The sequence below is a fragment of the Streptomyces sp. NBC_00078 genome (assembly GCF_026343335.1).
Classification (GTDB): Bacteria; Actinomycetota; Actinomycetes; order Streptomycetales; family Streptomycetaceae; genus Streptomyces.
The window spans coordinates 4,069,556-4,095,837 of record NZ_JAPELX010000001.1 but is presented as its reverse complement, the minus strand read 5'-3'; the positions used below and the strand labels follow the sequence as shown (position 1 = coordinate 4,095,837).

The following is a 26,282-nucleotide window of genomic DNA, read 5'->3' as shown; positions in this document are numbered from 1 at the left end:
CGTCGGGGTCAGTCGTTCTTCTTGAGCTTGAAGGACCACAGGCCGGTGACCGTGCTGCCGCTCTTCTTGCCGTCGCCCGCCTTGATGGTGACCAGGGTGGAGTTGCCGGTGGCGCCGTACTGCTGGTTGAAGAAGACGCTGCCCGGGACGGTGCGGTAGGTCTTGCCGCTGTCCTCGGTCAGGGGCTGACCGTTCATCAGGATCGTCCACCGCTTGTCGGCGATGTCGGGGTCGACGCCGAAGCGGACGGTGTCGTCGGGGTCGACCTTGATGGACTTGATGTCCTTGTCCTTCAGACACTTCGCGAGGTCCGCGGCCTGCAGGGACTTGCCCTCGCCACCACAGGTGGCCTGCGCGCTGACGGAGGAGCGGCCGACCGTGATCGTGGAGACCGGCGTCGGCTTGTCGCACGCGGTCAGGACGAGCAGTCCGGCAGAAACGGCGCCGGCGGCGGCGACGGCGTGGCGGCGTCGCACAGCGGCGCGGACATTTGCGGCTCCGCCGCGTGGCATCGAGGTCATGGGCGAAGGTTATCGGGCACCTGCGGCGCGCCCCCCACGTGGGGGGCGGCATGCCTGTGTGTTACGCCACGCGGGGCTTCGAGGCGCTCCCCTGATGGGCCGAGCCGATCAGCCCGCGGGCGGTGGTGACCCAGCCGAGGGCGATGACCGCGGCGGCCAGGCTCAGCCCCGCCGCTCCGTTGAGGGGCATCACGATGCCGATGGCGCCGCCCAGCACCCAGGCCATCTGCAGCATGGTCTCGGAGCGGGCGAACGCCGAGGGGCGCACCGTCTCGGGCACGTCCCGCTGGATCAGCGCGTCCAGGGACAGCTTGGCCAGCGCCTGCGAGAACCCGGCGAACGCGGCCAGACACGCCACCAGGAACGCCCCGAAGAAGATCGCGGCCGTGATCGCGGCGGCGAGCACGATCGGCAGGACCGCGACGATGATGATCTCCGGCGCCCGCTGTCTCAGCCATGCCCCGACCGCCGTACCGAGCGCGTTGCCCGCGCCCGCCGCGACGGCCACTATGCCCAGCGAGACGGCCGCGCTGGAGCCGGTCAGCGGGTGCTCGCGCAGCAGGAAGGCGAGGAAGAAGGTCAGGAACCCGGACAGCCAGCGCAGGGCCGCGTTGGCGCCGAGCGCATGGGTCACCGCGAGGCCGACCGTGCGAAGGCCGGGCCGCTTCACCGGCTTGAGGTGCGGCCCGTGCAGATGGTCCGCGTCCGCCGCGAGCAGCGCCGTGTGCTCGCCCTTGGCCGAGTCGACCTTCGGCGGCAGGGTGAAGGACAGGAACATGCCCCAGATGTAGATCACGAAGGCGCCGTACAGCGGCCAGCGCGGGCCGATCGTATGCAGGCCCGCCCCGATGGGCGCCGCGACACCGGTGGCGAGGAGCCCGCCGAGCGTGACCCGGGAGTTGGCCTTCACGAGGGAGAACCTGGGTGGCAGCAGCCGGGGCACGACCGCGCTTCTGACCACCCCGTACGCCTTCGACGCGACCAGTACGCCCAGCGCGGCCGGATACAGCTCCAGGCTGCCGGTGGAGACGGCCCCGGCGATGATCAGCGCGAGCAGCGCCCGGGCGAGCATCGAGCCGGCCATCGCGGCGCGGCGGCCGTGGGGGAGCCGGTCGAGGAGCGGTCCGACGACCGGGGCGAGCACCGTGAACGGCGCCATGGTGATCGCCAGGTAGAGCGCGACACGCCCCCGTGCCTCGTCGGTGGGGACGGAGAAGAAGACGGTGGAGGCGAGGGCGACGGTGATCATGACGTCCCCGGCGCCGTTCACCGCGTGCAGTTCGATCAGTTTGCCGAGGCCGGACTCGCCGGCGCCGTGCGCGTGGGTCGCCTTCCGGATCCCGCGGGCGGTTCCGGTGAACGGGAAGTGCAGGGCACGGCCGACCGCGCGGACGGACCCGCCGAACCGGCCCGAACCGCCACCACGACTGCTGCCCTTGACCCCACCGACCCCGGTGGCTCCTTGGGGTGTCCTTGCGGTTGCCACTCCGTCATAGTGCCCCGAGAAAGCTGTGTGTAGTGGGGTTACCGCGCGTATGGGCGCGTACTTCCTGTGTATTTCCCCGGTACTTGCCAGGCCCGCGGGGGGAAACGTCCCGTCGGTGTAGGCCGAGCGGTCGCGAGAAGGTAGCGTGCGTAGCGCGTCGTGGCGAACGTTCTCGGCCGCGCGCCTCTCGGACATCCCGCAGAATGGATGTATGAGGTGCGCCCGAGTGCGATCGGGCGCGGACGTCGACGCGGTCCTTCGGTCCGCTCCGTCCGCTCCCATCGCCTTCAGGCCGGCGCACCCGAGTGACGGCGTAGGAGAGAAGCGATACCTGTGAGCGCAGCGACAACGCGAAGCCGCACCCCTGACCGCCTGTGCGCGGAGGCCGTCGACCTCGCCCGTACCGCAGCCGAGGAGGCTGCCGCGCCCGGGGTGGTGGGCGAGCACCTGGGCCTGGAGTCCGAGGGCGACCGTGTTGTCACGCACTTCTTCGAGTGCAAGGAACTCGGGTACCGGGGCTGGCGCTGGGCCGTGACGGTCGCGCGCGCCTCCCGCGCCAAGTTCGTCACGCTGGACGAGGTCGTCATGCTGCCCGGCTCGGACGCGCTGCTCGCTCCCGAGTGGGTGCCGTGGAGCGAGCGGCTGCGCCCCGGCGACATGGGCCCGGGGGATCTTCTGCCCACCGACGCCGAGGACCTGCGTCTGGAGCCCGGCTTCACCGGCGCGGAGGAGCCGCCGCCGAACTCGCCGCTCTCCGAGGAGCTGGCGGAGCTGGCCGAGGCGGAGGACGCGGAGATCACCGCGGGCACCCCCGCGAGCCTGCCCATCGCCCCGTCCCGTGGCTCCATCGCGGCCGTCGCCGAGGAACTGGGCGTGCGCCGCGCCCGGGTCCTGTCCCGCTACGGGCTGCATGTCGCCGCGGACCGCTGGGACGAGGCGTACGGCTCCAAGACGCCGATGGCCCAGGCGGCCCCCGCGTCCTGTGCGAGCTGTGGCTTCCTCCAGCCGATCGGCGGCTCGCTGGGCCAGGCGTTCGGCGTCTGCGCCAACGAGTTCTCACCGGCCGACGGCCGGGTGGTCTCTCTTTCGTACGGCTGCGGTGGGCACTCCGAGGCGGCCGTCATGCCCAAGCCGCCGCAGCCGGCGCCTCCCGTGATCGACGAGACGCGGGTGGATCCGTTCCCGCTGCGGCCGGCGGCGGACTCGGGTTCCGTCCCGGTCGTCTCCGACGGGGAAGCGGCGGACCTGGGGCACTCGTAGGTCTGCGGGTGCGTGGGGGTGCGCGTCCCGGGGGCTGCGCCCCCAGACCCCCGCCGGCCTGCGGCCTCGTCCTCGAACGCCGGACGGGCTGAAACGGGCTGCGCCCCTGCGGATGGGACGGGCAGGGGCGGCAGGGGCGGTGAACATCTCGCGGTACCTTCGTGCTCACGCCGAAGTGGGCCGATGAGGAGAGTCAACGTGAGCAAGTTCGTGCGGCCGGCCCCCGAGGGCGCGGACCCGTTCGGCACCGCCCGTCTGCGCCGCGGAGTCCTGGACGCCTGGGCCACCAGCCCGGCCCGTTTCCGCGAGGACGCCAACGCCGAGGAGGACCTCGTCCTCGGCGGTTACCGGGACCGGCTCGTCGTCGAGCTCGCTCAGAACGCGGCGGACGCGGCGGCTCGCGCGGGAGTCCCCGGACGCCTGCGGCTCACCCTCCGCGACGGCGTTCTCGTCGCCGCCAACACCGGTGCCCCGCTGGACGCGGCCGGTGTCGAGTCGCTCGCGACCCTGCGTGCCTCCGCGAAGCGGGACACCCACGAAGGCGCCGTCGGCCGGTTCGGCGTCGGGTTCGCGGCCGTGATCGCCGTCACTGACGAGCCCGCGGTCGTAGGCCGGCACGGCGGTGTGCGCTGGTCGCTCGCCGAGGCCCGTGGGCTGGCCGCGGACACGGCGCGGTACAGCCCGGGGCTGGGGGACGAGATCCGGCGCAGGGACGGACACGTTCCGCTGCTGCGGCTGCCCTTCGCCGCCGAGGGGTCCGCCCCGGAGTCGTACGACACCGTCGTCATCCTCCCGCTGCGTGACCCGGCCGCGGCCGACCTCGCCGAGCGGCTGCTGGAGGCCGTCGACGACGCCCTGCTCCTCGCCCTGCCGGGCCTGGAGGAGGTCGTGGTGGAGACCGACGACGTCCGCACTCTGCGCCGCGGCACGGACGGCCCCTTCACCGTCCTGGAAGACACCCGCAACGGCACCACCCGCTGGCGTACCGTCTCCGCGCAGGGCCCCCTCACCGCGGACCTCCTCGCCGACCGTCCGGTGGAGGAGCGGCTGCGCCCCCACTGGTCCGTCACCTGGGCCGTGCCGGCCGACTCCGACGGCAGCCCGGCCCACCCCCGTACCAGCCCCGTCGTGCACGCCCCCACACCCAGCGACGAGCCCCTCGGCGTCCCGGCCCTCCTCATCGGGTCCTTCCCCCTCGACACCACCCGCCGGCGCGCGGCCCCCGGCCCGCTGACCGACTTCCTCGTCCAGCGCGCGGCCGACGCCTACGTCGCACTCCTCGCCGACTGGTTCCCGGTGACCGAGGGCATCATCGGTCTCGTCCCCGGCCCGCTGGGGAAGGGGGAGTTGGACGGCGCCCTGCGCGCGGCGATCCTGGAGCGGCTCCCTCGGACCTCCTTCCTGCCGCCGGCCGTCGCACCCGCCGAAGGCCAGGACGCCGCCGGACCCGGCGAGCCCATCGACGGTCTCGCCGGCTCCGAACCGGCCGGGGAGCGGGATCGGGACCTCCACTCCGGCGGCTCCCTCCGTCCCCGTGACGCCGAGATCATCGAGGGCGCCGGTGCCGACACCGTGCGGGTGCTGGCCGAGGTGCTGCCCACCCTGCTGCCCGCCGGGCTCGAACGGCGGTCGGAGCTGCGGACGTTGGGCGTCGCCCGGGTGCCGCTCGCCGACGCCGTCGACCGGCTCGCGGGGCTGGAGAAGGAGCCCGGCTGGTGGTGGCGGCTCTACGACAGCCTCGCCGGGGTCGATCCGGACCGGCTGTCCGGCCTTCCCGTGCCGCTCGCCGACGGACGTACGACCCTCGGCCCCCGCCAGGTGCTGCTGCCCTCGCCGGATGCCACGACCACCGATCCGGAGGTGCTCGCCCGGCTCGGGCTGAAGGTCGCCCACCCGGAGGCCACGCACCCCCTGCTGGAGAAACTCGGCGCGCTTCCGGCGACGCCTCGTGCCGTCCTCACCACCCCGCAGGTCCGTGCCGCCGTCGCGGCCTCCCTCGACGACGAGGGCGGGCTGGACTGGGAGCAGGACGCGCCCGACGCGGAGGAACTGGCCGACACCGTCCTCGCGCTGGTGCGGGACGCGGCGCTGGATCCCGGGGACGAGCCCTGGCTCGGCGCACTCGCGCTCCCGGACGAGGACGGGGAGCCGGCGCCCGCCGGTGAACTCGTCTTCCCCGGCAGCCCCTTCCACCAGGTCATCCGGGAAGGTGAACTAGCGACCGTCGACGCCGAGTTGGCCGACAGGTGGGGTGAGCAGCCGCTGGCCGCGTGCGGTGTGCTGGCCGGCTTCGCCCTCGTGCGGGCAACGGATGTGGTGTTGGACCCCGACGAACTGGAGCCCAGGGACGGCGACTTCGCCGAGCCCGACGACGCGGGTCTCCTCGACGCCGTGGACGTCTGGAGCGAGGACGTCCTCGACCGGTTCCCGGACACGCCCGTACCGCCGGTCGCCACCGAGCTGGTCGCCGTACGGGACCTGGACCTCGTGGACGACGACAAGTGGCCGCAGGCCCTGGCCATGCTGGCCAGGCCGCCGCTGCGGGACGCGCTCACCCAGCCGATGCGGATCCTGCTGCCCGACGGCACGCACGAGGTCGTACGGCCCTACACGGCCTGGTGGCTGCGCGGGCACCCGGTGCTCGACGGACGGCGGCCGGCCGGTCTGCTCGCCTCCGGCGGGGACCCCCTTCTGCGCGGGCTCTACGACGAGGCCGACGCGACCGGGTTCGGCGACGAGCAGGTGCTGCGGTCGCTCGGCGTGCGCACCTCCGTGGCCGCGCTGCTCGACGAGCCGGGCGGCGCGGCGGAGCTGCTCGACCGGCTCGCCGACCCCGAGCGCGAGGTCACGGGCGCCCAACTGCACGCGCTCTACGGCGCGTTGGCCGACCTGGAGCCCGATCAGGTGACCCTGCCGGACGAGCTGCGTGCCGTGGTCGACGGCCGGGTCGGGGTCGTGGACGCCGCGGACGCCGTGGTCGTGGACTCGCCCGACCTGCTGCCCTTCACCGAGGGTGTCCCGCTGCTGCCGGTACGCCCGGCGCGGGCGGCCGACCTGGCGGAGCTGTTCCAGGTGCGGCGGCTGAGCGAGAACGTCACCGGCGAGGTCGACTCCGAGGGCACCGAGCACGACGTACCGGACTCGGTACGGGGGCTGCTGGGCGCCCGTACCCCCGCGACGTATGTCGAGCACGAGGAACTCGTTGTCGCCGGCGTGGAGTTGGACTGGCGGCTGACCGGCGACGGGGTGCTGCACGCGGCCACCCTGGAGGGCGTCGCCGCGGGGCTCGCCTGGGCCGCCGGGCAGTGGCCGAGGCGCTTCGAGGTGGCGGCGCTGCTGGAGGATCCGTCGCGGACGGAGGAGCTGGCGCGGGACCGCTGGTTCGACTGACCGCCGCAGACCTCAGGGTCCTCCGACTGACCGCCGGAGGATCAAGATCTCAAAATTTCTCGCACAAATCTTTCACCTGTCGTACAACCATTCACCCGCGTCATGAATCTGATCACCTGAGCCAACAGGCTCCCTGATCACTTGGGCCCCGTACGCAACGACGGCGACGGGGCCCCTTTCTCCACGTGGGGAACACATGCGCATGCGTGCCACCCTCGGCGTTGTGACCGGCGCCGTGGCCCTTACCGCTCTCGCCGTTCCGGCCGCCCAGGCCGACGAAGTACACGGCGACACCACGATCTCGAACGTCGTGGTGAACGGCGGCAAGCCGGTCGTCGTCTCGGCGACCGCGAAGAAGACGATCACGGTCACCTTCACCGTCAAGGACAACTCGGGCGTCAAGTCGGCCATGGCCATCCTGTGGCACGGCTCGGACTTCGACCACTCCGACAGCGGCGCCGTCGCCAACAGCAGCGACAACTACGCCAGCTGCTCCGCGGTCAACGCGACCACGTCGACCTGCAAGGCGACGTTCGACTTCAAGCCGGGTGACAACACCATCAACGCGGTCGCCGGCACCTGGAAGGTCTGGGGCATCGCCTCCGGCAAGGACGCCGACTTCGTCCAGAAGGACAACGTCAAGACCTTCAAGGTCGAGCGCCTGTCGAAGCTGACGGCCAACGCCGCGCCGGAGCCGGTCAAGAAGGGCAAGACCGTCACGGTCACCGGCAAGCTGACCCGCGCCAACTGGGACAGCGCCAAGTACTCGGGCTACGCGGGCCAGCCGGTGAAGCTGCAGTTCCGTAAGGCGGGCTCCAGCACGTACACCACGCTGAAGACCGTCACCACGGACTCCGCGGGCAACCTGAAGACGACGACCAAGGCGACCGTCGACGGTTACTTCCGCTACAGCTTCGCGGGCACCACGACGACCCCGGCCGTCAGCGCCGGGGGCGACTACCTCGACGTGCGTTAACCACGGCGAGGCCTCCTCCCACTCCCTTTCTCTTTCCGCCAACTTGAGGAAGTACATGCGTATTCGCGCCACCGTGGCCGCCGTGTCCGGCGCCCTGGTCCTCTCCGCGCTCGTCGCTCCGGCCGCTCTTGCCGCCGACGGCCCGAAGGCCCCCGCGGGCGTCGCCCCGGCCAACAAGGCCGCGCACTCCGCCTCCACCGGCAAGGCCGCGTTCAGCAGCACCGCCGACGCCGAGGGCACCCCGTACGCCCTGGACGCCTCCTTCTCGAACGTGAAGGTCAACAACGGCAAGGGCATCCCTGTCGGCACCACCAACGTGGTGAAGGTGCCGGTGTCCTTCACCCTGAAGCACGGCGAGGACGTCAACATCCACGCCGCCGACTTCGTCGCCGGTATCGAGCTGTACCGGGGTGCCACGTTCGAGGACGAGATCTGGTGGTTCGACAGCAATGTCGCCACCTGCAGCGACTCCTCCACGACCGCCGCCTCCTGCACCGCCACGGTCGAGATCGACCCGGCGGATCTGCTGAACGAGGACGCGGGTGCCTGGAAGGCCGCCGGCTTCGCCGTCGCCTTCAACGGCGAGGACCAGGAGAACCCGAACCTGGACAACGTCGGTGTCGCCGTCACGGACAAGGCCGCCGCCTTCAACCTGCAGCGTTACTCCAAGCTGACGGTCAACGCCGCGCCGGAGCCGGTGAAGAAGGGCAAGACCGTCACGGTCACCGGCAAGCTCTCCCGTGCCAACTGGGACGACAACAAGTACCACGGCTACACCAACCAGCCGGTGAAGCTGCAGTTCCGCAAGAAGAGCTCCAGCACCTACACCACGCTGAAGACCATCAAGTCGAACTCGACGGGTGAGCTGAAGACGACGACCACGGCCACGGTCGACGGTTACTTCCGCTACAGCTTCGCGGGCACCACGACGACCCCGGCGGTCAGCGCCGCGGGTGACTACGTCGACGTCCAGTAACAACACGCGGCGGGACCCGCGCCCGAAGGGGCGCGGGGAACTGCGCGCCCGGCCCGGCCCGGTCTGCAGCCGAAATGCCACTTCACCTCCCCTGGCCAGGGCTCTGCGCCGAGCGGGTTCGCGGCGGGACCCGTTCCCGAAGGGGCGCGGGGAACTGCGCGCCCGGCCCGGCCCGGCCCGCAGCCGAAATGCCACTTCAGCACCCCCGGCCAGGGCCAAGCGCCGAGCGGCCCCGCAGCCGAAATGCCACTTCAGCACCCCCGGCCAGGGCCAAGCGCCGAGCGGCCCCGCAGCCGAAATGCCACTTCAGCACCCCCGGCCAGGGCCAAGCGCCGAGCGGCCCCGCAGCCGAAATGCCACTTCAGCACCCCCGGCCAAGCCAAGCGCTAAGCGAAAACGCGGTCGACCCATTTCCAGAGCAACTCCAGCGCGACCGCCGCCACCACCGCGATGCCGACCGCGACCCACGGCATCGTCACGCCGACCAGCTTCAGCGCGAAGAAGTGCTGGAGCGACGGCACGATCAGGACGAACAGGAACGCCACACCCATCGAGGCCACCAGGGCGATCCGCCACCAGGTGTAGGGGCGGGCGATGATCGCCAGGACCCACATGGAGATCAGGAACAGGGTGAGGGTCGCCGCACTGGTCTCCGCGGCCAACGAGCCCTTACCGACGTAGTAGTGACGGGCGATCAGATACGTCACGAAGGTCGCCGTCCCGGCCACCACCCCGCCCGGGACCGAGTACCGCATGACCCGTCGTACGAAGTGCGGCCGTGCGCGTTCCTTGTTGGGGGCCAGGGCGAGGAAGAAGGCCGGGATGCCGATCGTCAGGGTGGACAGCAGCGTCAGGTGGCGGGGCAGGAACGGGTATTCCACCTGCCAGCACACCACCAGGACGGCCAGCAGCACCGAGTAGACCGTCTTGACCAGGAAGAGAGTGGCGACTCGCGTGATGTTGCCGATGACCCGCCGGCCCTCCGCGACCACCGAAGGCAGCGTCGCGAAGCTGTTGTTGAGCAGCACGATCTGTGCGACGGCCCGCGTGGCCTCCGAGCCCGAGCCCATGGAGACACCGATGTCGGCGTCCTTGAGGGCCAGTACGTCGTTCACGCCGTCGCCGGTCATGGCGACCGTGTGCCCCTGGGACTGCAGCGCGCCCACCATGTCCCGCTTCTGCTGCGGGGTGACCCGTCCGAACACGGTGCCTTCGTCGAGGGCCTGCGCCATGCCGTCCTGCTCGGCGGGCAGGCGGCGGGCGTCGATGGTCGTTCCGGTGAGGCCGAGTTTTCCGGCCACCGCGCCCACGGACACGGCGTTGTCGCCGGAGATGACCTTGGCGCGGACGTCCTGGTCGGCGAAGTAGCGCAGGGTGTCGGCGGCGTCGGGCCGCAGCCGCTGTTCGAGCACGACGAGGGCGGTGGGCCGGGCGCCACGCGCCGGCTTCGGGTCGTCGAGGTCGTGGCGCGCGCGGGCGAGCAGCAGAACGCGCAGGCCCTGCTCGTTGAGCCGCTCGGTCTCCGCGAGCGCCGGGTCGTCGGCGCCGAGCAGCACGTCGGGCGCCCCCAGCAGCCACGTACTGGACTCGCCGTCGCCCTCGCTGAAGCGGGCGCCGCTGTACTTGCGGGCGGAGGAAAAGGGGAGGGACTCGGTGCAGCGCCAGTCCTCGACGTCCGGGTAGGCGTCGATGATCGCCTGGAGGGAGGCGTTCGGACGCGGGTCGGACTCGCCGAGGGCGCCCAGCACCTTGCGTACGTACGTTTCGTCGGCGCCCTGCAGCGGCCTGACCTCGGCGACGTCCATGCCGCCCTCGGTGAGGGTGCCGGTCTTGTCGAGGCAGACGGTGTCGACGCGGGCGAGGCCCTCGATGGCGGGGAGTTCCTGTACGAGGCACTGTTTCCGGCCAAGCCGGATGACACCTATCGCGAAGGCGATCGAGGTGAGGAGCACCAGCCCCTCCGGGACCATGGGCACGATGCCGCCGACGGTCCGCGCGACCGAGTCCTTGAAGCCGTGCCGCTTGACGACCAGTTGGCTGATGACCAGGCCGATCGCGGTCGGGATCATCATCCACATCACGTACTTGAGGATGGTCGAGATGCCGGTACGCAGTTCGGAGTGGACGAGGGTGAAGCGTGAGGCCTCCTCGGCGAGCTGGGCGGCGTAGGCCTCGCGGCCCACCTTGGTGGCCTTGAAGGCGCCCCCGCCGGCGACGACGAAGCTGCCCGACATGATCTGGTCCCCGGGCTTCTTGACCACCGGGTCGGCCTCGCCGGTGAGCAGCGACTCGTCGATCTCCAGCCCGTGGGCCTCGACGCAGACGCCGTCGACCACGGCCTTGTCCCCGGGCCCGATCTCCATCAGGTCGTCCAACACGATCTCTGACGTTCTCACTTCGGCCGCGGTGCCGTCCCGCCGTACCGTCGGCCGCGCCTCCCCGATCACGGCGAGCGAGTCCAGGGTCGTCTTCGCCCGCCACTCCTGGACGATGCCGATGCCCGTGTTGGCGAGGATGACGAAGCCGAAGAAGCTGTCCTGGATCGGCGCCACGAACAGCATGATCAGCCACAGCACGCCGATGATCGCGTTGAACCGGGTGAAGACGTTCGCCCGGACGATCTCGCCCATCGACCGGCTGCTGCGCACCGGAACGTCGTTGACCTGCCCGCGCGCCACCCGCTCGGCGACGTCGGCCGCCGTCAGGCCCGGCGCCGGCGTCGGGAGGGGAACGGGGTGCACAGGGTCGAGCTCGGCGCCGGCGTCGATGTGCGTCATGCATTCGACGGTACGTGCGGATTTGCGGCTTCACCCGCCGAGTGACCGGAAGATCCGACCTGGGGAGGAGCGAACTCGTGCGGTGGTAGTACGGCCGGTGGCAGTACGGCCTACTCGGCCGACCCCAACTCCGACTCCGCCCCCGGTGCCGCCGCCCTCCTGATCGCAGCGTCCCGCTTCCTGACGAACCAGATGCCGTACAGCCCGAGCACGCCTCCGGCCAGGCAGGTCCACAGCCACCACAGGCGCCCGTGGTCGTCGAACCAGCCGTAGAAGGGGAGCTGCACCAGGAAGAGGACGAACCAGAGGATCGTGCCGCCGGTGATGGTGGCGACGACGGGGCCCTCAAGGGGTTCCGGTGCCTCGTGCTGGGGTGTCCACTTCGCCATGAGGGACAGCTTACGAGGCGATCGGGTCTACGCGCGGAGATAGCGCCGGTGGACTCATATGTTCATACTGAAACGGTTTCCATCTGTCCGCTTCTGCTCGTAGGAACATCCAATGTCCACCTCGGCCCCCGCCAAGGTCCCCGCCCCCGAACAGCCGGGGGACGCGCCCGCGTCCGGCGCGCTCGACCGCTACTTCAAGATCTCCGAGCGCGGCAGCAGCCTGCCGCGCGAGATCCGCGGCGGCTTCGCCACCTTCTTCGCGATGGCCTACATCATCGTGCTGAACCCGATCATCCTGGGCAGCGCGAAGGACATGTACGGGCACCATCTGGACAACGGCCAGCTGGTCACGGCGACGGCGGTGACGGCGGCGTTCACCACGCTCCTCATGGGTGTCGTCGGCAACGTGCCGATCGCGCTGGCCGCCGGTCTGGGAGTGAACTCGGTCGTCGCGCTCCAGCTGGCGCCCCGGATGTCGTGGCCCGACGCGATGGGCATGGTCGTCCTGGCCGGCTTCGTCGTGATGCTGCTGGTCGCCACCGGACTGCGCGAGCGCGTCATGAACGCCGTGCCCTACAGCCTGCGCAAGGCGATCTCCATCGGTATCGGCCTGTTCATCATGCTGATCGGGCTCGTCGACTCCGGCTTCGTCTCCCGTATCCCGGACGTCGCCCAGACCACCGTCCCGCTCCAGCTCGGCGGCGACGGACACCTCAACGGCTGGCCGGTCCTGGTCTTCATCCTGGGCGCGCTGCTCACCCTAGCGCTCATCGTCCGCAAGGTTCCCGGCGCGATCCTGATCTCGATCGTCACGATGACGGTCCTCGCGGTGATCATCAACTCCGTCGCGAAGATCCCGAGCTGGGGCCTGACGACGCCCAAGTGGCCCGGCAACCCCGTCGCCAGCCCGGACTTCGGCCTGATCGGGAAGGTCAGCCTGTTCGGTGGCTTCTCCCATGTCGGCGCGCTGACCGGCATCCTCTTCGTCTTCACGGTGCTGCTGTCGTGCTTCTTCGACGCGATGGGCACGATCATGGGTGTCAGCGACGAGGCCAGGCTGACCGACGCCCAGGGGCAGATGCCCGGCATCAACAAGGTCCTGTTCGTCGACGGCATCGCGGTCGCCGCGGGCGGCGCCAGCTCCTCCTCGGCCACCACCTGTTTCGTGGAGTCCACGGCCGGCGTCGGCGAGGGCGCGCGCACCGGCTTCGCGAACGTGGTCACCGGTGCCCTCTTCGCCGTGGCCCTGTTCCTCACTCCGGTCGCCACGATGGTCCCGTCCCAGGCGGCCACCCCTGCCCTGCTCGCGGTGGGCTTCCTGATCCTGGCCGGCTCGGTCAAGGAGATCGACTGGGCCGACTACACGATCGCCGTGCCGGCCTTCGTGACGATGGTGATGATGCCGTTCACCTACTCGATCACCAACGGCATCGGCATGGGCTTCATCACCTTCGTCGTGCTGCGTCTGGCCGCCGGGCGGGGCAGGGAGATCCCGGTCCCGATGTACGTCGTCTCGGCGGTCTTCACCTTCTACTACCTGATGCCGGCCCTGGGCCTGACGTGATGCCCGGGTCTGACGTGATGCCCAGGCCCGTGATGCCAGGCCCGTGATGCCCAGCCTCATGGTGTCCGGGCGGGCTCACGTGACGCCGTAGAACTTCTCCGTCTCGTCGACGGCCGCTTGGAAGCGCTCGTCGAAGTCGTCTCGAATGAGCGTCCGGACCACATAGTCCTGGACGCTCATTCCCCTTTTCGAGGCATGGTCCCGGAGCCGTTCGAGCAGCTCCCCGTCCATCCGCAGGCTGAGCACGCTGGTCCCCATGCACACGAGGGTCGCTGGCGGGCTTCGAGCGATGTTCACTTTCCGCACTTGACTCACTCGTACGGGTGAAGCTGCGTTTACTGGGGGATGCCCCCAGACCCCCGGGTTTCAGTGGCCGGGGTCACGGGAATCCGCGTGCGCGCCAGCTTGTTTAGCCAGGGTAATGAGTTACGCTAAAGAGATGTCGGACCTCACCCATGGCGACGATGCTGCCGCCGTGAACTCCCTTCGATCAGCTGTCATGCGGCTGTCGCGTCGGCTCAAGCACCAGCGGGTCGACGAGTCGCTCAGCCCCACCGAGATGTCGGTGCTGGGCACCCTGTCCAACTGCGGCAGTGCCACGCCGGGCGAACTCGCCCGCAAGGAGCACGTGCAGCCGCCGTCGATGACCCGCATCGTCGCGCTGCTGGAGGCCAAGGGCTTGGTCCGGATGGAGCCGCACCCCGAGGACCGGCGCCAGAAGGTCGTCACCAAGACCGAGCAGGCCGAGGCGATGCTCAAGGAGAGCCGCGCCAAGCGCAACGCGTTCCTGGCCGATCTGGTGGAGGGCCTGGACGAGGACGAGTGGGCGAAACTGCGCGCCGCCGCCCCCGTACTGGAGAAGCTCGCACACCTGTAAGCCACGACGAGGAGGCGAACCCTTTTGAGTACGGGATCCGGAGCAGACTCCGCCCCCGCACCAGTACCTACTACCCCGGTCCCGCACAGGTCCTCGATGTTCAGCTCCCTGGGCGTCAGGAACTACCGGCTGTTCTTCGCCGGCCAGGTCGTCTCCAACATCGGCACCTGGATGCAGCGCATCGCCCAGGACTGGCTTGTCCTCAGCCTCACCGGCTCCGCGACCGCCGTCGGTGTCACGACGGCACTGCAGTTCCTGCCGATGCTGCTCTTCGGCCTCTACGGCGGTGTCCTCGTCGACCGCCTGCCCAAGCGCCGCACGCTGCTGTTCACGCAGTCCGCGATGGGCGTCGCCGGCATCGCGCTCGCCGTCCTCACACTCTCCGGCCACGTCCAGGTCTGGCACGTCTACCTCGCCGCCTTCGCCGTCGGCCTCGCCACGGTCGTGGACAACCCGGCCCGGCAGTCCTTCGTCAGCGAGATGGTCGGCCCCGGGCAACTGCAGAACGCGGTCAGCCTGAACTCGGCGAACTTCCAGTCCGCCCGCCTGATCGGCCCGGCGGTCGCCGGCCTCATGATCACCGGCGTCGGTACCGGCTACGCCTTCCTCTTCAACGGCCTGTCCTTCGTCGCCCCCATGGTGGGCCTGCTGCTGATGCGTGCGCGTGAGCTGCACGTCGTCGAGCGGGCGCCGCGCGGAAAGGGCCAGCTGAGGGAGGGGCTCCAGTACGTCGCCGGGCGTCCCGAGCTGATCTGGACCATCGCCCTGGTCGGGTTCATCGGCACCTTCGGCTTCAACTTCCCGGTCTACCTGTCCGCCTTCGCCGACGACGTCTTCCATGCCGGAGCCGGCTCCTACAGCCTCTTCAACACGCTGATGGCCGTCGGCTCGCTGGCCGGCGCACTGCTCGCGGCCCGCCGTGGCACGGCCAGGATGCGGGTGATGATCGCGGCGGCCGTGGCCTTCGGCGCCCTGGAGCTGGTGGCCGCGGCTGCCCCCTCCCTGTGGCTGTTCAGCCTGCTGATGGTCCCGATCGGCATGTTCGGCATGACGGTCAACGTCACCGCCAACACCAGCGTCCAGATGGCCACCGACCCGGCCATGCGCGGCCGTGTACTGGCCCTGTACATGATGGTGTTCATGGGCGGCACACCGATCGGCGCGCCCATCGCCGGATGGATCACGGACGCGTACGGCGTCCGGGCGGGCATGGCCGTCGGCGGTGCGATCGCAGCGGGAGCGGCGATCGTCATCGGCCTCGTCCTGGCCCGCGTCGGCGGCCTGCGTCTGTCGGTCGGCTGGAACCGCGGCCACCCGCACCTCCGCTTCGTGTCGCGGGAGCGGCAGGAGGAGCTGGCCGCGGCGGCGTGAGAACGGTCGCGGGCCCGGAGGCGGGGAACTACAGCCTCCGGGCCAGCACCTGTCCCGGCCACTCGTTCGAGGCGGTGTAGGTCTCGGTGCGCAGGAACCCGTTGTCCTCGTAGTAGCGGACGAGCCTGCCGTCGTCGCCGGCGTAGCAGTCGACCCGCAGCAGGAGGAGGCCGGCACGCCTGGTCTCCTCGGCGGCGTGCGCCAGCAGGGCGCTGCCCACGCCGTGGCCCTTGAACCGGCGGTCGGAGGCCAGCCAGTGGATGTAGCGCTCGGGTTCACCGGGCGGCGGCAGGTGGGACAGGTAGGCGCCGGGTGCGCCGGTCACGGTGAGGGTGGCCGCCGGCACGCCGTCCGCCTCGGCGATGTAGGTCGTGCCCTCCTCCATGTACCCCACGACCGAGTCCACCGTCTTCCGGTGCTCGGACAGGGGCTCGGTCCCCCACTGGCCGGTGCGGCCCTCGGCCATCAGCCACTCCACACAGCTGTCGAGCATGCCGAGTATCGCCGGGACGTCGTCGGGTCCGCCTTCTCTGATGCTGATCTCCATGCGCCCATGGTGGCAGGGTTGTGTGCATGAGACTCTTCGCCGCCGTGCTTCCCCCGGACGACGTCGCCGCCGAACTCGCCGCGAAGGTGGCCGAGTTGAGGAAGCTGCCCGGCGCGGAGACGCTGCGCTGGACCGGGCGGCCGGGATGGCACTTCACGCTCGCGTTCTACGGAGAGGTCGACGACGACGTCGTACCGGACCTGTCGGCCCGGCTGGAGAGGGCGGCCCGGCGTACCGATCCCTTCGCGCTGGCGGTGCGGGGCGGCGGACAGTTCGGGCACGGGCGGGCGCTGTGGGCCGGCGCCGAGGGCGAGGTGCGGACACTGCGGCTGCTCGCCGACCGGGCGGAGGCGGCGGCCCGGAAGGCGGGCGTGCCGATGGCGGAGCACCGGCGGTACAAGCCCCATCTGACGGTGGCCCGCAGCAGGGACGCGGTGGAGGTACGGCCGTACCTGGAGGTCCTGGACGGGTTCACGAGCCGTACCTGGACGGTGAGCGAGCTGGCACTGGTTCGCAGCGATCTGCCAAGGTCCTCAGTGCCCGGGGAACAGCCCCGCTATGAGGCGGTCGCCCGGTGGGCGCTCGGCGGGGCCGGTTAGGCTCGACCACGTGGACCCGAAAACCCGGAACCGGATCATGGCCGGCGCGCTCTTTCTCCTGCTCGTGGTGGTCATCGTCGCGGCGGCCGTCAGGTAGCGACGGACGGAACCGCGGCCGTTCTCCGGCTGCGCGCCGAGTGCGGCCGGCAGCGCCCGCGGGGCGGAGCCGTACGTCGGCCCCGCCCCACGCCCCTGCCTCTGACGGGCGCTACCAGGCGAAGGCCTCCGGAGAGGGGCCCGGGCCCGGGAAGATCTCGTCGAGGCCGGACAGCAGTTCCTCGCTGAGCTCCAGCGCCACCGCGCGCAGCGCCGAAGCCAGCTGCTCGGCGGTGCGCGGGCCGACGATCGGGCCGGTCACGCCGGGCCGCGTGAGCAGCCAGGCCAGGGCGGCCTCGCCGGGCTCCACGCCGTGCTTCTCCAGCAGGTCCTCGTAGGCCTGGATACGCGCGCGCTCGGCAGGGTCGGCGAGGGTGTCGGCGGCCCGGCCGCTCGCCCTGCGCCCGCCCTCGACCTCCTTCTTGATGACGCCGCCCAGCAGCCCGCCGTGCAGCGGCGACCAGGGGATGACCCCGAGCCCGTACTCCTGCGCGGCCGGAATGACCTCCATCTCGGCGCGGCGCTCGGCGAGGTTGTAGAGGCACTGCTCGCTGACGAGCCCGATGGTGCCGTTGCGCCTCGCTGCGATCTCGTTGGCCTGGGCGATCTTGTAGCCGGGGAAGTTGGAGGACCCGGCGTAGAGGATCTTGCCCTGCTGGACCAGCACGTCGATCGCCTGCCAGATCTCCTCGAAGGGAGTCGAGCGGTCGATGTGGTGGAACTGGTAGACGTCGATGTAGTCGGTCTGCAGCCGCTTGAGGCTGGCGTCTACCGCGCGCCGGATGTTCAGCGCGGAAAGCTTGTCGTGGTTGGGCCAGGCGTCGCCGTCGGCGGCCATGTTGCCGTAGACCTTGGTGGCGAGGACGACCTTGTCGCGGTGAGCCGCGCTCTTGGCGAACCAGGTGCCGACGATTTCCTCGGTACGGCCCTTGTTCTCGCCCCAGCCGTACACGTTGGCCGTGTCGAAGTAGTTAATGCCCGCGTCCAGCGCCGCGTCCATGATCGCGTGGCTGTCCGCCTCGTTCGTCTGCGGTCCGAAGTTCATGGTGCCGAGGACCAGCCGGCTGACCTTGAGTCCCGTGCGTCCGAGCTGCGTGTACTCCATGACTCCCTAGCCAACGGCTTGGAGTGCGCTCTACGCAAGAGAGATCTGACGCTAACCAATGGTTAGTGCTTTCCTGTGGGAAGTGCAAGCTTGAGCTTCAATATCCATCACCGGTGAGTCACATGCCCCCCACCACGTCTGCCCGCAGGACCCTTGTCGCCTGTGCCGTCTCAGCCGTGCTGCTGGGCGCCGCCGCCGTGCCTGCCGTGGCGTCCGCGCCGGTCGCCGGTTCCGGTACGCACGCCGGTTTCGGTGCACATGCGGGTTCCGGCTACGACGCCTCCGCCCGCCTCGATTACCAGAAGGCGGTCGCCGCCGACGTCCTTGTCGATCAACTGCTGGTGAAGAAGGATCCGTCGGCGCTCGACCGGTACTGGGGGTCCGAGTACCACCAGCACAACCCGAACATCGCGGACGGTGTGGAGGGCGCGAGGTCAGGGCTCGGCGCGTACTTCAAGCAGTTCCCGCAGCTGACGGTCACGCCGAAGCGGGTCATCGCCGAAGGCGATCTGGTGGCGGTGCACAGTCACTACCTGAACGCGCCGGGGGAGCGGGGTCAGGCCGTGGTCGATCTGTTCAGGGTGCGGGGCGGGAAGATCGTGGAGCACTGGAATGTGCTGCAGGACGTACCGGAGAGCTCCGCGAACGGCAACGGGATGTTCTAGAGCGACTTCAGGAACGCCGACCAGGTGGCGGGGGTCAGGTGGAGGGCTTGGGTTGCGGGGGTCTTTGAGTCGCGGATGTGGATGGTGGTGGGGGTGGGGGCCATTTCCAGGCACTCGCCGCCCTGGCCGCTGCTGTAGCTCGACTTGGTCCAGCTCAGAGCGACCTCGACGCATTCGCCCTCGCCGTCGCTGTAGCTGCTCTTGAACCAGTTGAGGCCAGCGCTCATAGCTCCCGTGCCACCTTCTCGATCAGCGTCGCGGATTCCTCGGGGGTGAGGGCCTGTGCTCGCAGAATGCCATATTTGCCGAACAGGTCTCCCACGTCGGGCTGTTCGCTTACGAAGTACCCGCCTCGGTGGCCTTCGACGTAGGCGAGTTGCTGTCGATCAGCGTTCTCCAGAAGGCTCATGCGGCCGGCGAGCCCGGCATGGTGCTCCCGTCCGTGGGCCATGACCTGGACTTCGACGTGACGGAGTTCGCCGATCGCGAGAACGTGGTGCAACTGCTCCTTGAGTGTGGCTCTGCCGCCCAACGGCCGGGTGAGGACGCTCTCTTCGAGTACGTAGCTGAGGGTCGGTGTGGGCCTGCGGGTGAAGAGCTCTTGGCGCTTCAGCCGGGCATGCACCCGCCGTTCGATCTCCTCGTCGTCCAAGGTCGGGCAGCGGTTGGACGTGAAGACAGCCCGCGCGTACCCCTCGGTCTGAAGCGAACCGGGGATCAAGTTGGTCTGGTACACGTGCAGAGCAGCGGCCTTTCGCTCCTCCGCCAAGTAGTCCTCGGTCCAGGGACGTAGCCCGCTCTTCCCGAACTCCTTCCTGGCCAGCAGCATCAGTGCACCTTGTGCACCGAGCGCCTCGTCCGCGACCTCTACCAGCTGGCCCTTGGGTGACCGCTCCCCCCGCTCCACCATTGCTACCTGCGACTTGGAGTAGCCGACGTGTTTGCCGAGGCCCTCCTGGGTCATCCCGGTCCGCTCGCGGTAGAACCGCAACATTGCACCGAACGACTCTGACCCTCGATCACCGAAGTGCACAACCGCCTCCCCAAGTGCACAGCCGCACACGGACGTTACGTACGCCTGGTCACAGTATGTGAGCGCCCTGTTGCATTTGCGGCATGAACGAGAGAATCTCCTCCCCCTGGATCCCGACCTGGATCCCCGCCTCCGGTCACGCCCTGCGGCACGCCGGCATCCACTTCGACGCCATCCGCATCAAGGGTGAGCTGGGTGAACGTGTCGCCACCGACCTGGTGTCGTGCACGGACTTCGACGCCGGGCCGATCGTCCGGGAGTTCACCGGCGAGCGGTACCTGTACTTCCTGTTGCCTCCGCAAACCGCATCCGGTTTCCGATGGCCGCCAGGCGTACGGGCGTTGACGCGCGGTGACGGCACGCAGGCGTACGTGGGCGTACCGGCGCTGAGCGGGCAGACGTGGCCGTTGGGGTGGTGGTCGGTGCCGTCGGAACGGGTGCTGTTCGTGGCGGGGGAGTTGTTGGCGGAGGTGGCGGGGCGAGTCAGTCGGCCGTGCCCGCTGGTGCCACCCAAGCCATGGGCTGCCCGGTGACCGAAGCGATCATGTCGAAGTCGCCGTCGTAGTGCAGGACGACGGTTGATATCACGCGGCAGTGTGGGGCGGCGGTCTTCAGCTGCGAGAGGTGGCGTGCAGGCTGACGAACACGGCCCGGACGCGGCTGTCGTCCGCCGCCTGCCACGCTCCGGCGACATGGCCGAGCACTCCCTCCGGCGGGAGCGGTGCGGGGTGAAGGACGCGGTGCAGGCGGAGCAACTTGCCGTCCGCCGTGCGGAGTTCGGTGGCGTCGGCGGTGTCCGTGGCCGTGGAGAGGGGGCTTTCGAGGGCGGGGGAGTCACCGGTGTAGGAGTGGGTGACCTCGTGGTCGGGGGTGTCGGTGAGGCTCTGGGCCTGCGCCTGGGCCCGGCCCTCGATCAGGGCAAGGAGCTGCGCGAGCAGCACCGGGTCGTGGCAGCCGTCGTAGGCCCAGCGCTGTCCGAGCACGCCGTGCTCCATGGTGCCGACGAGGGCGTGTTCCGCGCCGTCGAGCGGGGCCGCGCGGTAGGTGAGCGGCACCAGGTAGGCGGCCGGGACGGCGCCCGAGGTGTCGCCGGCGACCATGAACTCGATGCCGACCTCGCCCTCCGGGTCGTCCAGTCGGAAGCCGCCTGCCTTGGTCAACTCCGGTGCGCCCGCGCCACCCTGGTACCAGGGGCGGGTGGGCAGCCAGGTGCTGAGCAGTTCCAGCTTGGTCGGCTTGAGCGTGGTGTGGTGAATGAGTGCCATGTGACGGATTCTGTCAGCCGCCTCGTGTTGGCGCCGGGCGATTTCGGGCTGCCCCCCGGTGCCGTGCTGGGGGGCAGCCCGTGCGGAACAGGGGGGCAGTCGGGGCGAGTTACGGGGCACGGCATGGAGCGAACCGACGCTGCTGCGGCTGGCGTACGCGTACGAGCGGGTGAGCAGGGTACGGCGACCGCCGACGTATCGGGCGGCCGACGTGGGGTTCTGAGGGGGCGGTGTCAGTCGCGGGGGAAGGTGTCGGTCTTGAGGACGAGGTCGACGACGGTGCCGGTCAGGTCGATGTCGGTGCCGAAGTCCACTGGAGTCCGGCTCTCGTAGTCGCCGTCCTTGGGGTCGGTGTAGACGTAGCAGCGGCCCTGATAGGGATCGGCGATGATGTAGAGGGGGACCTCTGCCTCGGCGTAGGCGAGTTTCTTCGGGCCGTAGTCGTTGGCTGCCGTTCCCTTCGAGATGACCTCGGCCACGAACTCGACGTCCTGGTACCGCCAGTGGCCCATGCCGTCCTTCTTCGCCGAGTCCTTGAGCAGGGCGACGTCCGGGCAGAAGCCGTTCTCGTGGCCCGGGAAGTCGATCCGGACGTCCGAGAACAATTTGTCCATCCCGAACTTCGCCGCGACTGCCCCCGCGATGCGGAAGATGATGCTCCAGTGAGTGTCCCGCTGCGGCGTCATATGAACGTTGCCCTCGACGATCTCGACCCTGAATCCTTCGGGGACGGGCATCCGCTCAAGGCGCTTGAACCACTCGTCCAGGCGCTCGGTGTTGGCGTCGGCGTCGGCCATGCCGATCCTCCCTTCCAGGGCGGTCATCGTGGCGCTCCTCCCCGGCTGCCCACGAACAGGTGCAGCCGCGCCCTACAACGATACGCACGGTGACCAGGTCACCCTCTCGCCACGGGCGACATCCGTTCCAAGGACGCCGCCGCCGACTGGGCGCTCGAACGGCTGCCCGCCGAGCACCGGCCCCTGATGGCACGCGCGCGTGACGTCTACCTCGGGGAGGAGCGGGAGCACTGGGACGATCTGCTGCCCGGGGTCCGCCTCTGTGCCGGCTTCCTCGTCCGGGCCATCGAGGAGGCTCAGGCCTCGTAGGGCCCGCCCACGTCCCACGCCTGGTGCATCGCGTCCGCGAAAGCCGCCGCGATCTTGTGCTCGCCGCTCGCGTTCGGGTGTGTGCCGTCGTACGTGTCGAGGTTGATGTCGTACGACTGCGGGGGCGACGCCAGGAGGAGCGGCGAGCGGGGCTCGTCCAGGTCGGCGACCGCCTTGCCCAGCAGCTCGTTGAAGAGGGTGACCTGCGCCCCGAAGGTGGCGTCGTCGGCGGCGCGGACGTTCGGGATCACCGGCAGCATGACCATGCGTACGCCGGCCCGGGCCGCCCGCGCCTCCTCGACGAACCGGTGCACGTTCTCCGTCGTCTGTTCCGCGTTCGTGTAGAAGCCCAGGTCGATCAGGCCCAGCGAGACCAGGAGGACGTCCGCGCCCGAGGAGCGCACCGCCTCGCCGATCAGCGGGACCATGTGCTGCCAGCCTTCGCCCCAGCCGGCCAGGTGGGCGCGCGGGAAGTCGGGATCGGCGTACTCGTACGACGTGGGGGCGTCCGTCGCCTTGTCGTGCAGCGTCTCGCGCGGGCCGACGAGGGCGAACGGGCCGCTGTACGTGTCGCGCAGATGCCGCCACATCCGGTAACGCCAGGTGTGTTCTCCCGCGCTTCCGATCGTCATGGAGTCGCCGACCGGCATGAACCTGAGCATCCGCTCATGATGGACGATCGGCGAGGGATCAAAGGGACGGGTGTGATGTGAGGCCTGCCACGCGCCCCTCCCTGCGCCTCGCCGTCGAACGGCGGGCGGGGATGGCAGGCTTGGGGTCATGCGCCGACCGTTCGCTGTCCTTGCCGGGGTCCTGCTCGTGGGCGCCTTCGCCCTGCCAGTGTCCACCGCCGCGCCCGCCTCCGCCTCCGACGGTGACGGCAAGGGTGACCAGGGGTTCACGATCAAGGACCCGCGCATCACCGAGTCCAGCGGACTCGCCGCCTCCCACCTCCACCCCGGCATCTACTGGACCCACAACGACAGCGACGACGGGCCGTACATCTACGCCGTGGACAGCGCGACCGGCAGGACGGTCGCCCGGATCACCCTCAGCGGCATCGGCGCGCCGCGTGACGTCGAGGCGATCTCCATCGGCCCCGACCACCAGATCTACGTCGGCGACATCGGCGACAACCTCGGCGGCAAGTGGCCGTACGTCTGGATCTATCAGCTGCCCGAGCCGAAGAAGCTCGTGGACCAGACGGTCCGGGCCACGCAGTACATCGTGAAGTACTCGGACGGGGCCCGGAACGCCGAGTCGCTCGTCGTCGATCCGAAGACCGGGCGCCCGTACATCATCGACAAGAACGAGGACGGCGGGCATCTCTACGAGGGCCCGGCCAAGCTCTCCGCATCGGGAACGAACATCTTCCGGCCCGTCGCCGCCGTCGACCTCTGGGCCACCGACGCCGCCATCTCCCCGAACGGCGAACAGCTCGCCGTCCGCGGCTACTTCGGCGGGATCTACTACGACTGGAACGGCGGGAAGATCAAGCGCAAGGGCCGGCTGGACGTACCCCTGCAGGGTCAGGGCGAGTCCGTCAGCTACTCCGCCGACGGTGCGAAGCTCATGTACGGCAGCGAGGGCAGCGACAGCCCTGTGCAGGCGGAGGACCCACCGGGCGGCGGCTCCAAGTCGCCGTCGGGGAGCGGCAGTTCAGGGGCTTCGAGCGCTTCGGACGGCGGGGGAGGCGGCGCGGGCGGCACTCTCAAGGTCGGCGCCCTCGCCGTGGCGGTCGCGGCGGCGGTGGTGTTCGGCTTCCGGCGGCTGCTGCGCCGTAACTAGGGCCCTGTGGCTGGCGCACGGTCCGGAAGCTCAGCCTCGACGTCCATCGCCTTTTGTCTTGACGTGTCCATGTGGCGCGGCTTCCATGGGGGGTGCCGGGTTGTGGGAGCGCTCCCACCTGTTCCGGGCCCGCGCCTCCCGATCTCCCGAGAGGAAGCAGCGACATGTTCCGCAGCCTGCGAAGAGCGCTGTGCGCCGTTGCCGCGGTGCTCCTGTTACCGCTGGCCGGTGCGCAGACGAGCCACGCGGCCGAGACCCCGGGCGCCGGTTACTGGCACACGAGCGGCCGTCAGATCCTCGACGCCGCCGGGCAGCCGGTCCGGATCGCCGGGATCAACTGGTTCGGGTTCGAGACCGCCAACCACGTCGTCCACGGCCTGTGGTCCCGCGACTACAAGAGCATGATCGACCAGATGAGGTCGCTGGGCTACAACACGATCCGGCTCCCCTACAGCGACGACATCTTCAAGTCCACGGCCGTCCCCAACAGCATCGACTTCAGCAGCGGCAAGAACGCGGACCTGCAGGGGCTGAACTCCCTGCAGGTCATGGACAAGCTCGTGGCGTACGCGGGCAAGGACGGCCTCAAGGTCATCCTCGACCGGCACCGTCCCGACTCGGGCGGCCAGTCGGCGCTCTGGTACACCGCCGCCGTCCCCGAGTCGACGTGGATCACCAACCTCAAGGCACTGGCGGCCCGTTACCGGGGCCAGGACACGGTCATCGGCATCGACCTGCACAACGAGCCCCACGATCCTGCCTGTTGGGGCTGCGGGGACACGGCGACCGACTGGCGGCTCGCGGCCCAGCGCGCCGGCAACGCGGTGCTCTCCGCCAACCCCGACCTGCTGATCTTCGTCGAGGGTGTGCAGACGTACGACGGGGTGTCGGGGTGGTGGGGCGGCAACCTGATGGGGGTGGCCCGGTATCCGGTGCAACTGGATCTCCCGAACCGGGTCGTGTACTCCGCCCACGACTACGCGACCAGCGTCGCCCAGCAGCCCTGGTTCAGCGATCCGGCGTTCCCGGGCAACATGCCGGGCGTCTGGGACAAGTACTGGGGCTACATCTTCAAGCAGAACATCGCGCCCGTGTGGGTGGGCGAGTTCGGTACGACGCTCGCCTCTACGACGGACCAGAAGTGGCTTACGGCGCTGGCGAGTTACCTGCGGCCGACGTCGACGTACGGCGCCGACTCCTTCCAGTGGACCTTCTGGTCCTGGAACCCCAACTCCGGTGACACGGGCGGGATCCTGAAGGACGACTGGCAGACCGTGGACACGGTGAAGGACGGATACCTCGCGGGCATCAAGGCTCCGCTCTTTCCCAGTGGCGGAACGGGAGACGGGGGCGGCGGCGGAGGCGGTGGGAGCACGGCCGCCTGCAGTGCCGCGTACTCCGTCAGCAGCGACTGGGGGAGCGGATTCAACGCCGAGGTGAAGGTGACCAACACCGGGAGCGGCGCGATCGGTTCCTGGAAGGTGACCTGGACCTGGAGGGGATCCCAGCAGGTGACCAGCATGTGGAACGCCTCGTACACACAGAGCGGTTCGACCGTCACCGCGGTGAACGCCGCTCACAACGGGAGTGTGCCGGTGGGGGGTTCGGCGAGCTTCGGGTTCGGGGGCGCGCCCGGGGGCGGAGGTGTGCCGACCCTGACGTGCACGGCGGCGTGAGCAGCGGGCGCCCGGTGCTCGCCGGGCGCCCTCGTCGACGTATCGGATGCTCAGGCTCGTATCAGATGGTCAGGCGCCTGCCAGACGCTCAGCCGCCTGCCAGACGCTCAGCCGCGTGTCCGACGCTCAGCCGCGGACCGGCATGATGCCGTGGATCCGGCGTGGTTTGGGGGCGTCGAGCATGCTGACGCCGTTGTAGCGGCGGCTCCGGAGGAGGAGCACGGGCGCGGCGACGAACGTGACGAAGATCGAGACGACGCTGACGGGGAACAGGACCGGCAGCGACTGGCCCTCGGGCAGCGTCTTGCCGCCCTCGTGGATGGCGTAACCGAACGCCAGGAAGAAGACGATCCCGCTCAGGGCGGCCAGGACCAGCAGGACGGTTGCGGTCCTGCGGGTACGGGCCTCGTCGCGGACCTCGGCCAGCAGGGAGGCGTCGCACTCCGGGCAGGTCAGCTCCACGGTGTGCTTGCCGGACGTCGGCCGGCGCACCTGGTAGCGGCTGTCCCGCCAGGTGATCCGGCGGGTCCGGGTGAAGACGCCGGTCGTCCTGTCGCTGAGGATGTGGCGCACCGCGACCTGCACGGTGCCCGGTATCGGTCTGTTCATGCCGCGACCGTACCCACCGAAGCGACCCCCGTCACCGACACGACCTTGCAACAAGCTGCGGAACCAACAGGTTTGACCAGGGAGCCACCGCTTTCGATCACGTGGCCGGCGCGCGCCCGGTTCCGGGGGCGCACCGGGCCGACGGGCACGGCAGTTCCGGCCGGGCGCGGTTCGGTGAGTAGCCCGGCGTCGCGGGTGGACGAAAA

The 26,282-nt window shown here is 70.0% G+C and carries 23 protein-coding genes and 3 pseudogenes; 12 read left to right on the top strand and 14 right to left on the bottom strand.

All coding sequences use genetic code 11. The features are described 5' to 3' along the window. Positions 1-8: 8 nt before the first annotated feature. Both OOK07_RS19040 and OOK07_RS19035 read right to left on the bottom strand, forming a co-directional pair. Positions 9-521, bottom strand: a complete 513-nt coding sequence (locus tag OOK07_RS19040) for a DUF2771 domain-containing protein (RefSeq protein ID WP_266681868.1) — start codon at positions 519-521, stop codon at positions 9-11. A 61-nt stretch (positions 522-582) separates the two neighbouring features. Beyond that, on the bottom strand, positions 583-2,007 hold the full coding sequence (locus OOK07_RS19035) for an MFS transporter (RefSeq protein WP_266797608.1): 1,425 nt from the start codon (positions 2,005-2,007) through the stop codon (positions 583-585). A 333-nt stretch (positions 2,008-2,340) separates the two neighbouring features. On the opposite strand from OOK07_RS19035, the gene OOK07_RS19030 reads away from it, so the two are divergent. From OOK07_RS19030 to OOK07_RS19015, 4 genes are all read left to right on the top strand, one after another. Continuing rightward, positions 2,341-3,267, top strand: coding sequence for a DUF3027 domain-containing protein (locus OOK07_RS19030; RefSeq protein ID WP_266681864.1), 927 nt, complete (start codon positions 2,341-2,343; stop codon positions 3,265-3,267). A 198-nt stretch (positions 3,268-3,465) separates the two neighbouring features. Next, complete coding sequence (locus tag OOK07_RS19025) at positions 3,466-6,657, top strand: sacsin N-terminal ATP-binding-like domain-containing protein (RefSeq protein ID WP_406311973.1); 3,192 nt, start codon at positions 3,466-3,468, stop codon at positions 6,655-6,657. Positions 6,658-6,853: 196 nt separating this feature from the next. Then, positions 6,854-7,633: a DUF5707 domain-containing protein gene (locus OOK07_RS19020; RefSeq protein WP_266797605.1), complete on the top strand. Its 780-nt coding sequence runs from the start codon at positions 6,854-6,856 to the stop codon at positions 7,631-7,633. A gap of 55 nt (positions 7,634-7,688) precedes the next feature. Beyond that, positions 7,689-8,609: a hypothetical protein gene (locus tag OOK07_RS19015; protein ID WP_266681858.1), complete on the top strand. Its 921-nt coding sequence runs from the start codon at positions 7,689-7,691 to the stop codon at positions 8,607-8,609. Between the two features lie 386 nt (positions 8,610-8,995). On the opposite strand, the gene OOK07_RS19010 is transcribed toward OOK07_RS19015, so the two are convergent. Both OOK07_RS19010 and OOK07_RS19005 read right to left on the bottom strand, forming a co-directional pair. After that, the gene (locus tag OOK07_RS19010) at positions 8,996-11,386 is read right to left on the bottom strand and encodes an HAD-IC family P-type ATPase (RefSeq protein ID WP_266797603.1); all 2,391 of its coding nucleotides are present in this window, start codon (positions 11,384-11,386) and stop codon (positions 8,996-8,998) included. 110 nt (positions 11,387-11,496) lie between these two features. Next, positions 11,497-11,775, bottom strand: coding sequence for a DUF2530 domain-containing protein (locus OOK07_RS19005; protein WP_266681854.1), 279 nt, complete (start codon positions 11,773-11,775; stop codon positions 11,497-11,499). A gap of 112 nt (positions 11,776-11,887) precedes the next feature. Here OOK07_RS19005 and OOK07_RS19000 point away from each other — a divergent pair, with 112 nt between their 5' ends. After that, on the top strand, positions 11,888-13,339 hold the full coding sequence (locus tag OOK07_RS19000; RefSeq protein WP_266797601.1) for an NCS2 family permease: 1,452 nt from the start codon (positions 11,888-11,890) through the stop codon (positions 13,337-13,339). A 75-nt stretch (positions 13,340-13,414) separates the two neighbouring features. On the opposite strand, the gene OOK07_RS18995 is transcribed toward OOK07_RS19000, so the two are convergent. Next, on the bottom strand, positions 13,415-13,597 hold the full coding sequence (locus OOK07_RS18995; RefSeq protein WP_323178094.1) for a ribbon-helix-helix protein, CopG family: 183 nt from the start codon (positions 13,595-13,597) through the stop codon (positions 13,415-13,417). Between the two features lie 181 nt (positions 13,598-13,778). Between OOK07_RS18995 and OOK07_RS18990 the strand changes: the two genes are divergently transcribed. Together OOK07_RS18990 and OOK07_RS18985 are read left to right on the top strand one after the other, a co-directional pair. Next, positions 13,779-14,216, top strand: a complete 438-nt coding sequence (locus tag OOK07_RS18990; protein ID WP_266583590.1) for a MarR family winged helix-turn-helix transcriptional regulator — start codon at positions 13,779-13,781, stop codon at positions 14,214-14,216. Positions 14,217-14,240: 24 nt separating this feature from the next. Then, positions 14,241-15,587, top strand: coding sequence for an MFS transporter (locus OOK07_RS18985; protein ID WP_405671687.1), 1,347 nt, complete (start codon positions 14,241-14,243; stop codon positions 15,585-15,587). 28 nt (positions 15,588-15,615) lie between these two features. Here OOK07_RS18985 and OOK07_RS18980 read toward each other — a convergent pair whose 3' ends face one another. Beyond that, positions 15,616-16,134: a GNAT family N-acetyltransferase gene (locus tag OOK07_RS18980; protein WP_266797599.1), complete on the bottom strand. Its 519-nt coding sequence runs from the start codon at positions 16,132-16,134 to the stop codon at positions 15,616-15,618. A gap of 26 nt (positions 16,135-16,160) precedes the next feature. Here OOK07_RS18980 and thpR point away from each other — a divergent pair, with 26 nt between their 5' ends. Beyond that, on the top strand, positions 16,161-16,733 hold the full coding sequence (gene thpR, locus OOK07_RS18975; protein ID WP_266797597.1) for an RNA 2',3'-cyclic phosphodiesterase: 573 nt from the start codon (positions 16,161-16,163) through the stop codon (positions 16,731-16,733). Between the two features lie 208 nt (positions 16,734-16,941). Here thpR and OOK07_RS18970 read toward each other — a convergent pair whose 3' ends face one another. Continuing rightward, positions 16,942-17,934 carry an aldo/keto reductase gene (locus OOK07_RS18970; RefSeq protein ID WP_266797595.1) on the bottom strand — a complete coding sequence of 331 codons (993 nt, stop codon included), beginning with the start codon at positions 17,932-17,934 and terminating at the stop codon, positions 16,942-16,944. Positions 17,935-18,263: 329 nt separating this feature from the next. Here OOK07_RS18970 and OOK07_RS43705 point away from each other — a divergent pair. Next, positions 18,264-18,599, top strand: a pseudogene (locus OOK07_RS43705) (nuclear transport factor 2 family protein); the annotation flags it as partial. Here OOK07_RS43705 and OOK07_RS18960 read toward each other — a convergent pair. The 5 genes and pseudogenes from OOK07_RS18960 to OOK07_RS18940 all read right to left on the bottom strand — a co-directional run bounded on the left by OOK07_RS18960 (position 18,596) and on the right by OOK07_RS18940 (position 21,721). Continuing rightward, positions 18,596-18,826, bottom strand: coding sequence for a DUF397 domain-containing protein (locus tag OOK07_RS18960; RefSeq protein WP_266797594.1), 231 nt, complete (start codon positions 18,824-18,826; stop codon positions 18,596-18,598). The pseudogene OOK07_RS43705 and the gene OOK07_RS18960 overlap by 4 nt on opposite strands. Then, positions 18,823-19,632: a helix-turn-helix domain-containing protein gene (locus OOK07_RS18955; RefSeq protein WP_266681846.1), complete on the bottom strand. Its 810-nt coding sequence runs from the start codon at positions 19,630-19,632 to the stop codon at positions 18,823-18,825. The genes OOK07_RS18960 and OOK07_RS18955 overlap by 4 nt, the downstream gene beginning before the upstream one ends. A 483-nt stretch (positions 19,633-20,115) precedes the next feature. After that, positions 20,116-20,205: pseudogene (locus OOK07_RS43700) on the bottom strand (VapC toxin family PIN domain ribonuclease); the annotation flags it as partial. Between the two features lie 38 nt (positions 20,206-20,243). Further along, a complete protein-coding gene (locus OOK07_RS18945) occupies positions 20,244-20,897 on the bottom strand; it encodes a maltokinase N-terminal cap-like domain-containing protein (RefSeq protein WP_266681844.1) in 654 nt (217 codons plus the stop codon). Positions 20,898-21,130: 233 nt separating this feature from the next. Continuing rightward, the gene (locus tag OOK07_RS18940; RefSeq protein ID WP_266797590.1) at positions 21,131-21,721 is read right to left on the bottom strand and encodes a Uma2 family endonuclease; all 591 of its coding nucleotides are present in this window, start codon (positions 21,719-21,721) and stop codon (positions 21,131-21,133) included. 84 nt (positions 21,722-21,805) lie between these two features. Between OOK07_RS18940 and OOK07_RS18935 the strand changes: the two are divergent. Next, positions 21,806-22,003 (top strand): annotated as a pseudogene (locus OOK07_RS18935) (aminoglycoside adenylyltransferase domain-containing protein); the annotation flags it as partial. On the opposite strand, the gene OOK07_RS18930 reads toward OOK07_RS18935, so the two are convergent. Continuing rightward, positions 21,991-22,665, bottom strand: coding sequence for a GDSL-type esterase/lipase family protein (locus OOK07_RS18930; protein WP_266797588.1), 675 nt, complete (start codon positions 22,663-22,665; stop codon positions 21,991-21,993). The pseudogene OOK07_RS18935 and the gene OOK07_RS18930 sit on opposite strands and share 13 nt — an antisense overlap. A 118-nt stretch (positions 22,666-22,783) precedes the next feature. Between OOK07_RS18930 and OOK07_RS18925 the strand changes: the two genes are divergently transcribed. Together OOK07_RS18925 and OOK07_RS18920 are read left to right on the top strand one after the other, a co-directional pair. Continuing rightward, positions 22,784-23,791: a YjiK family protein gene (locus tag OOK07_RS18925; RefSeq protein WP_266681841.1), complete on the top strand. Its 1,008-nt coding sequence runs from the start codon at positions 22,784-22,786 to the stop codon at positions 23,789-23,791. A 164-nt stretch (positions 23,792-23,955) separates the two neighbouring features. Further along, positions 23,956-25,467: a cellulase family glycosylhydrolase gene (locus OOK07_RS18920; RefSeq protein WP_266797587.1), complete on the top strand. Its 1,512-nt coding sequence runs from the start codon at positions 23,956-23,958 to the stop codon at positions 25,465-25,467. A gap of 126 nt (positions 25,468-25,593) precedes the next feature. Here OOK07_RS18920 and OOK07_RS18915 read toward each other — a convergent pair whose 3' ends face one another. Continuing rightward, a complete protein-coding gene (locus OOK07_RS18915) occupies positions 25,594-26,076 on the bottom strand; it encodes a hypothetical protein (RefSeq protein ID WP_266681838.1) in 483 nt (160 codons plus the stop codon). Positions 26,077-26,282 lie beyond the last annotated feature (206 nt).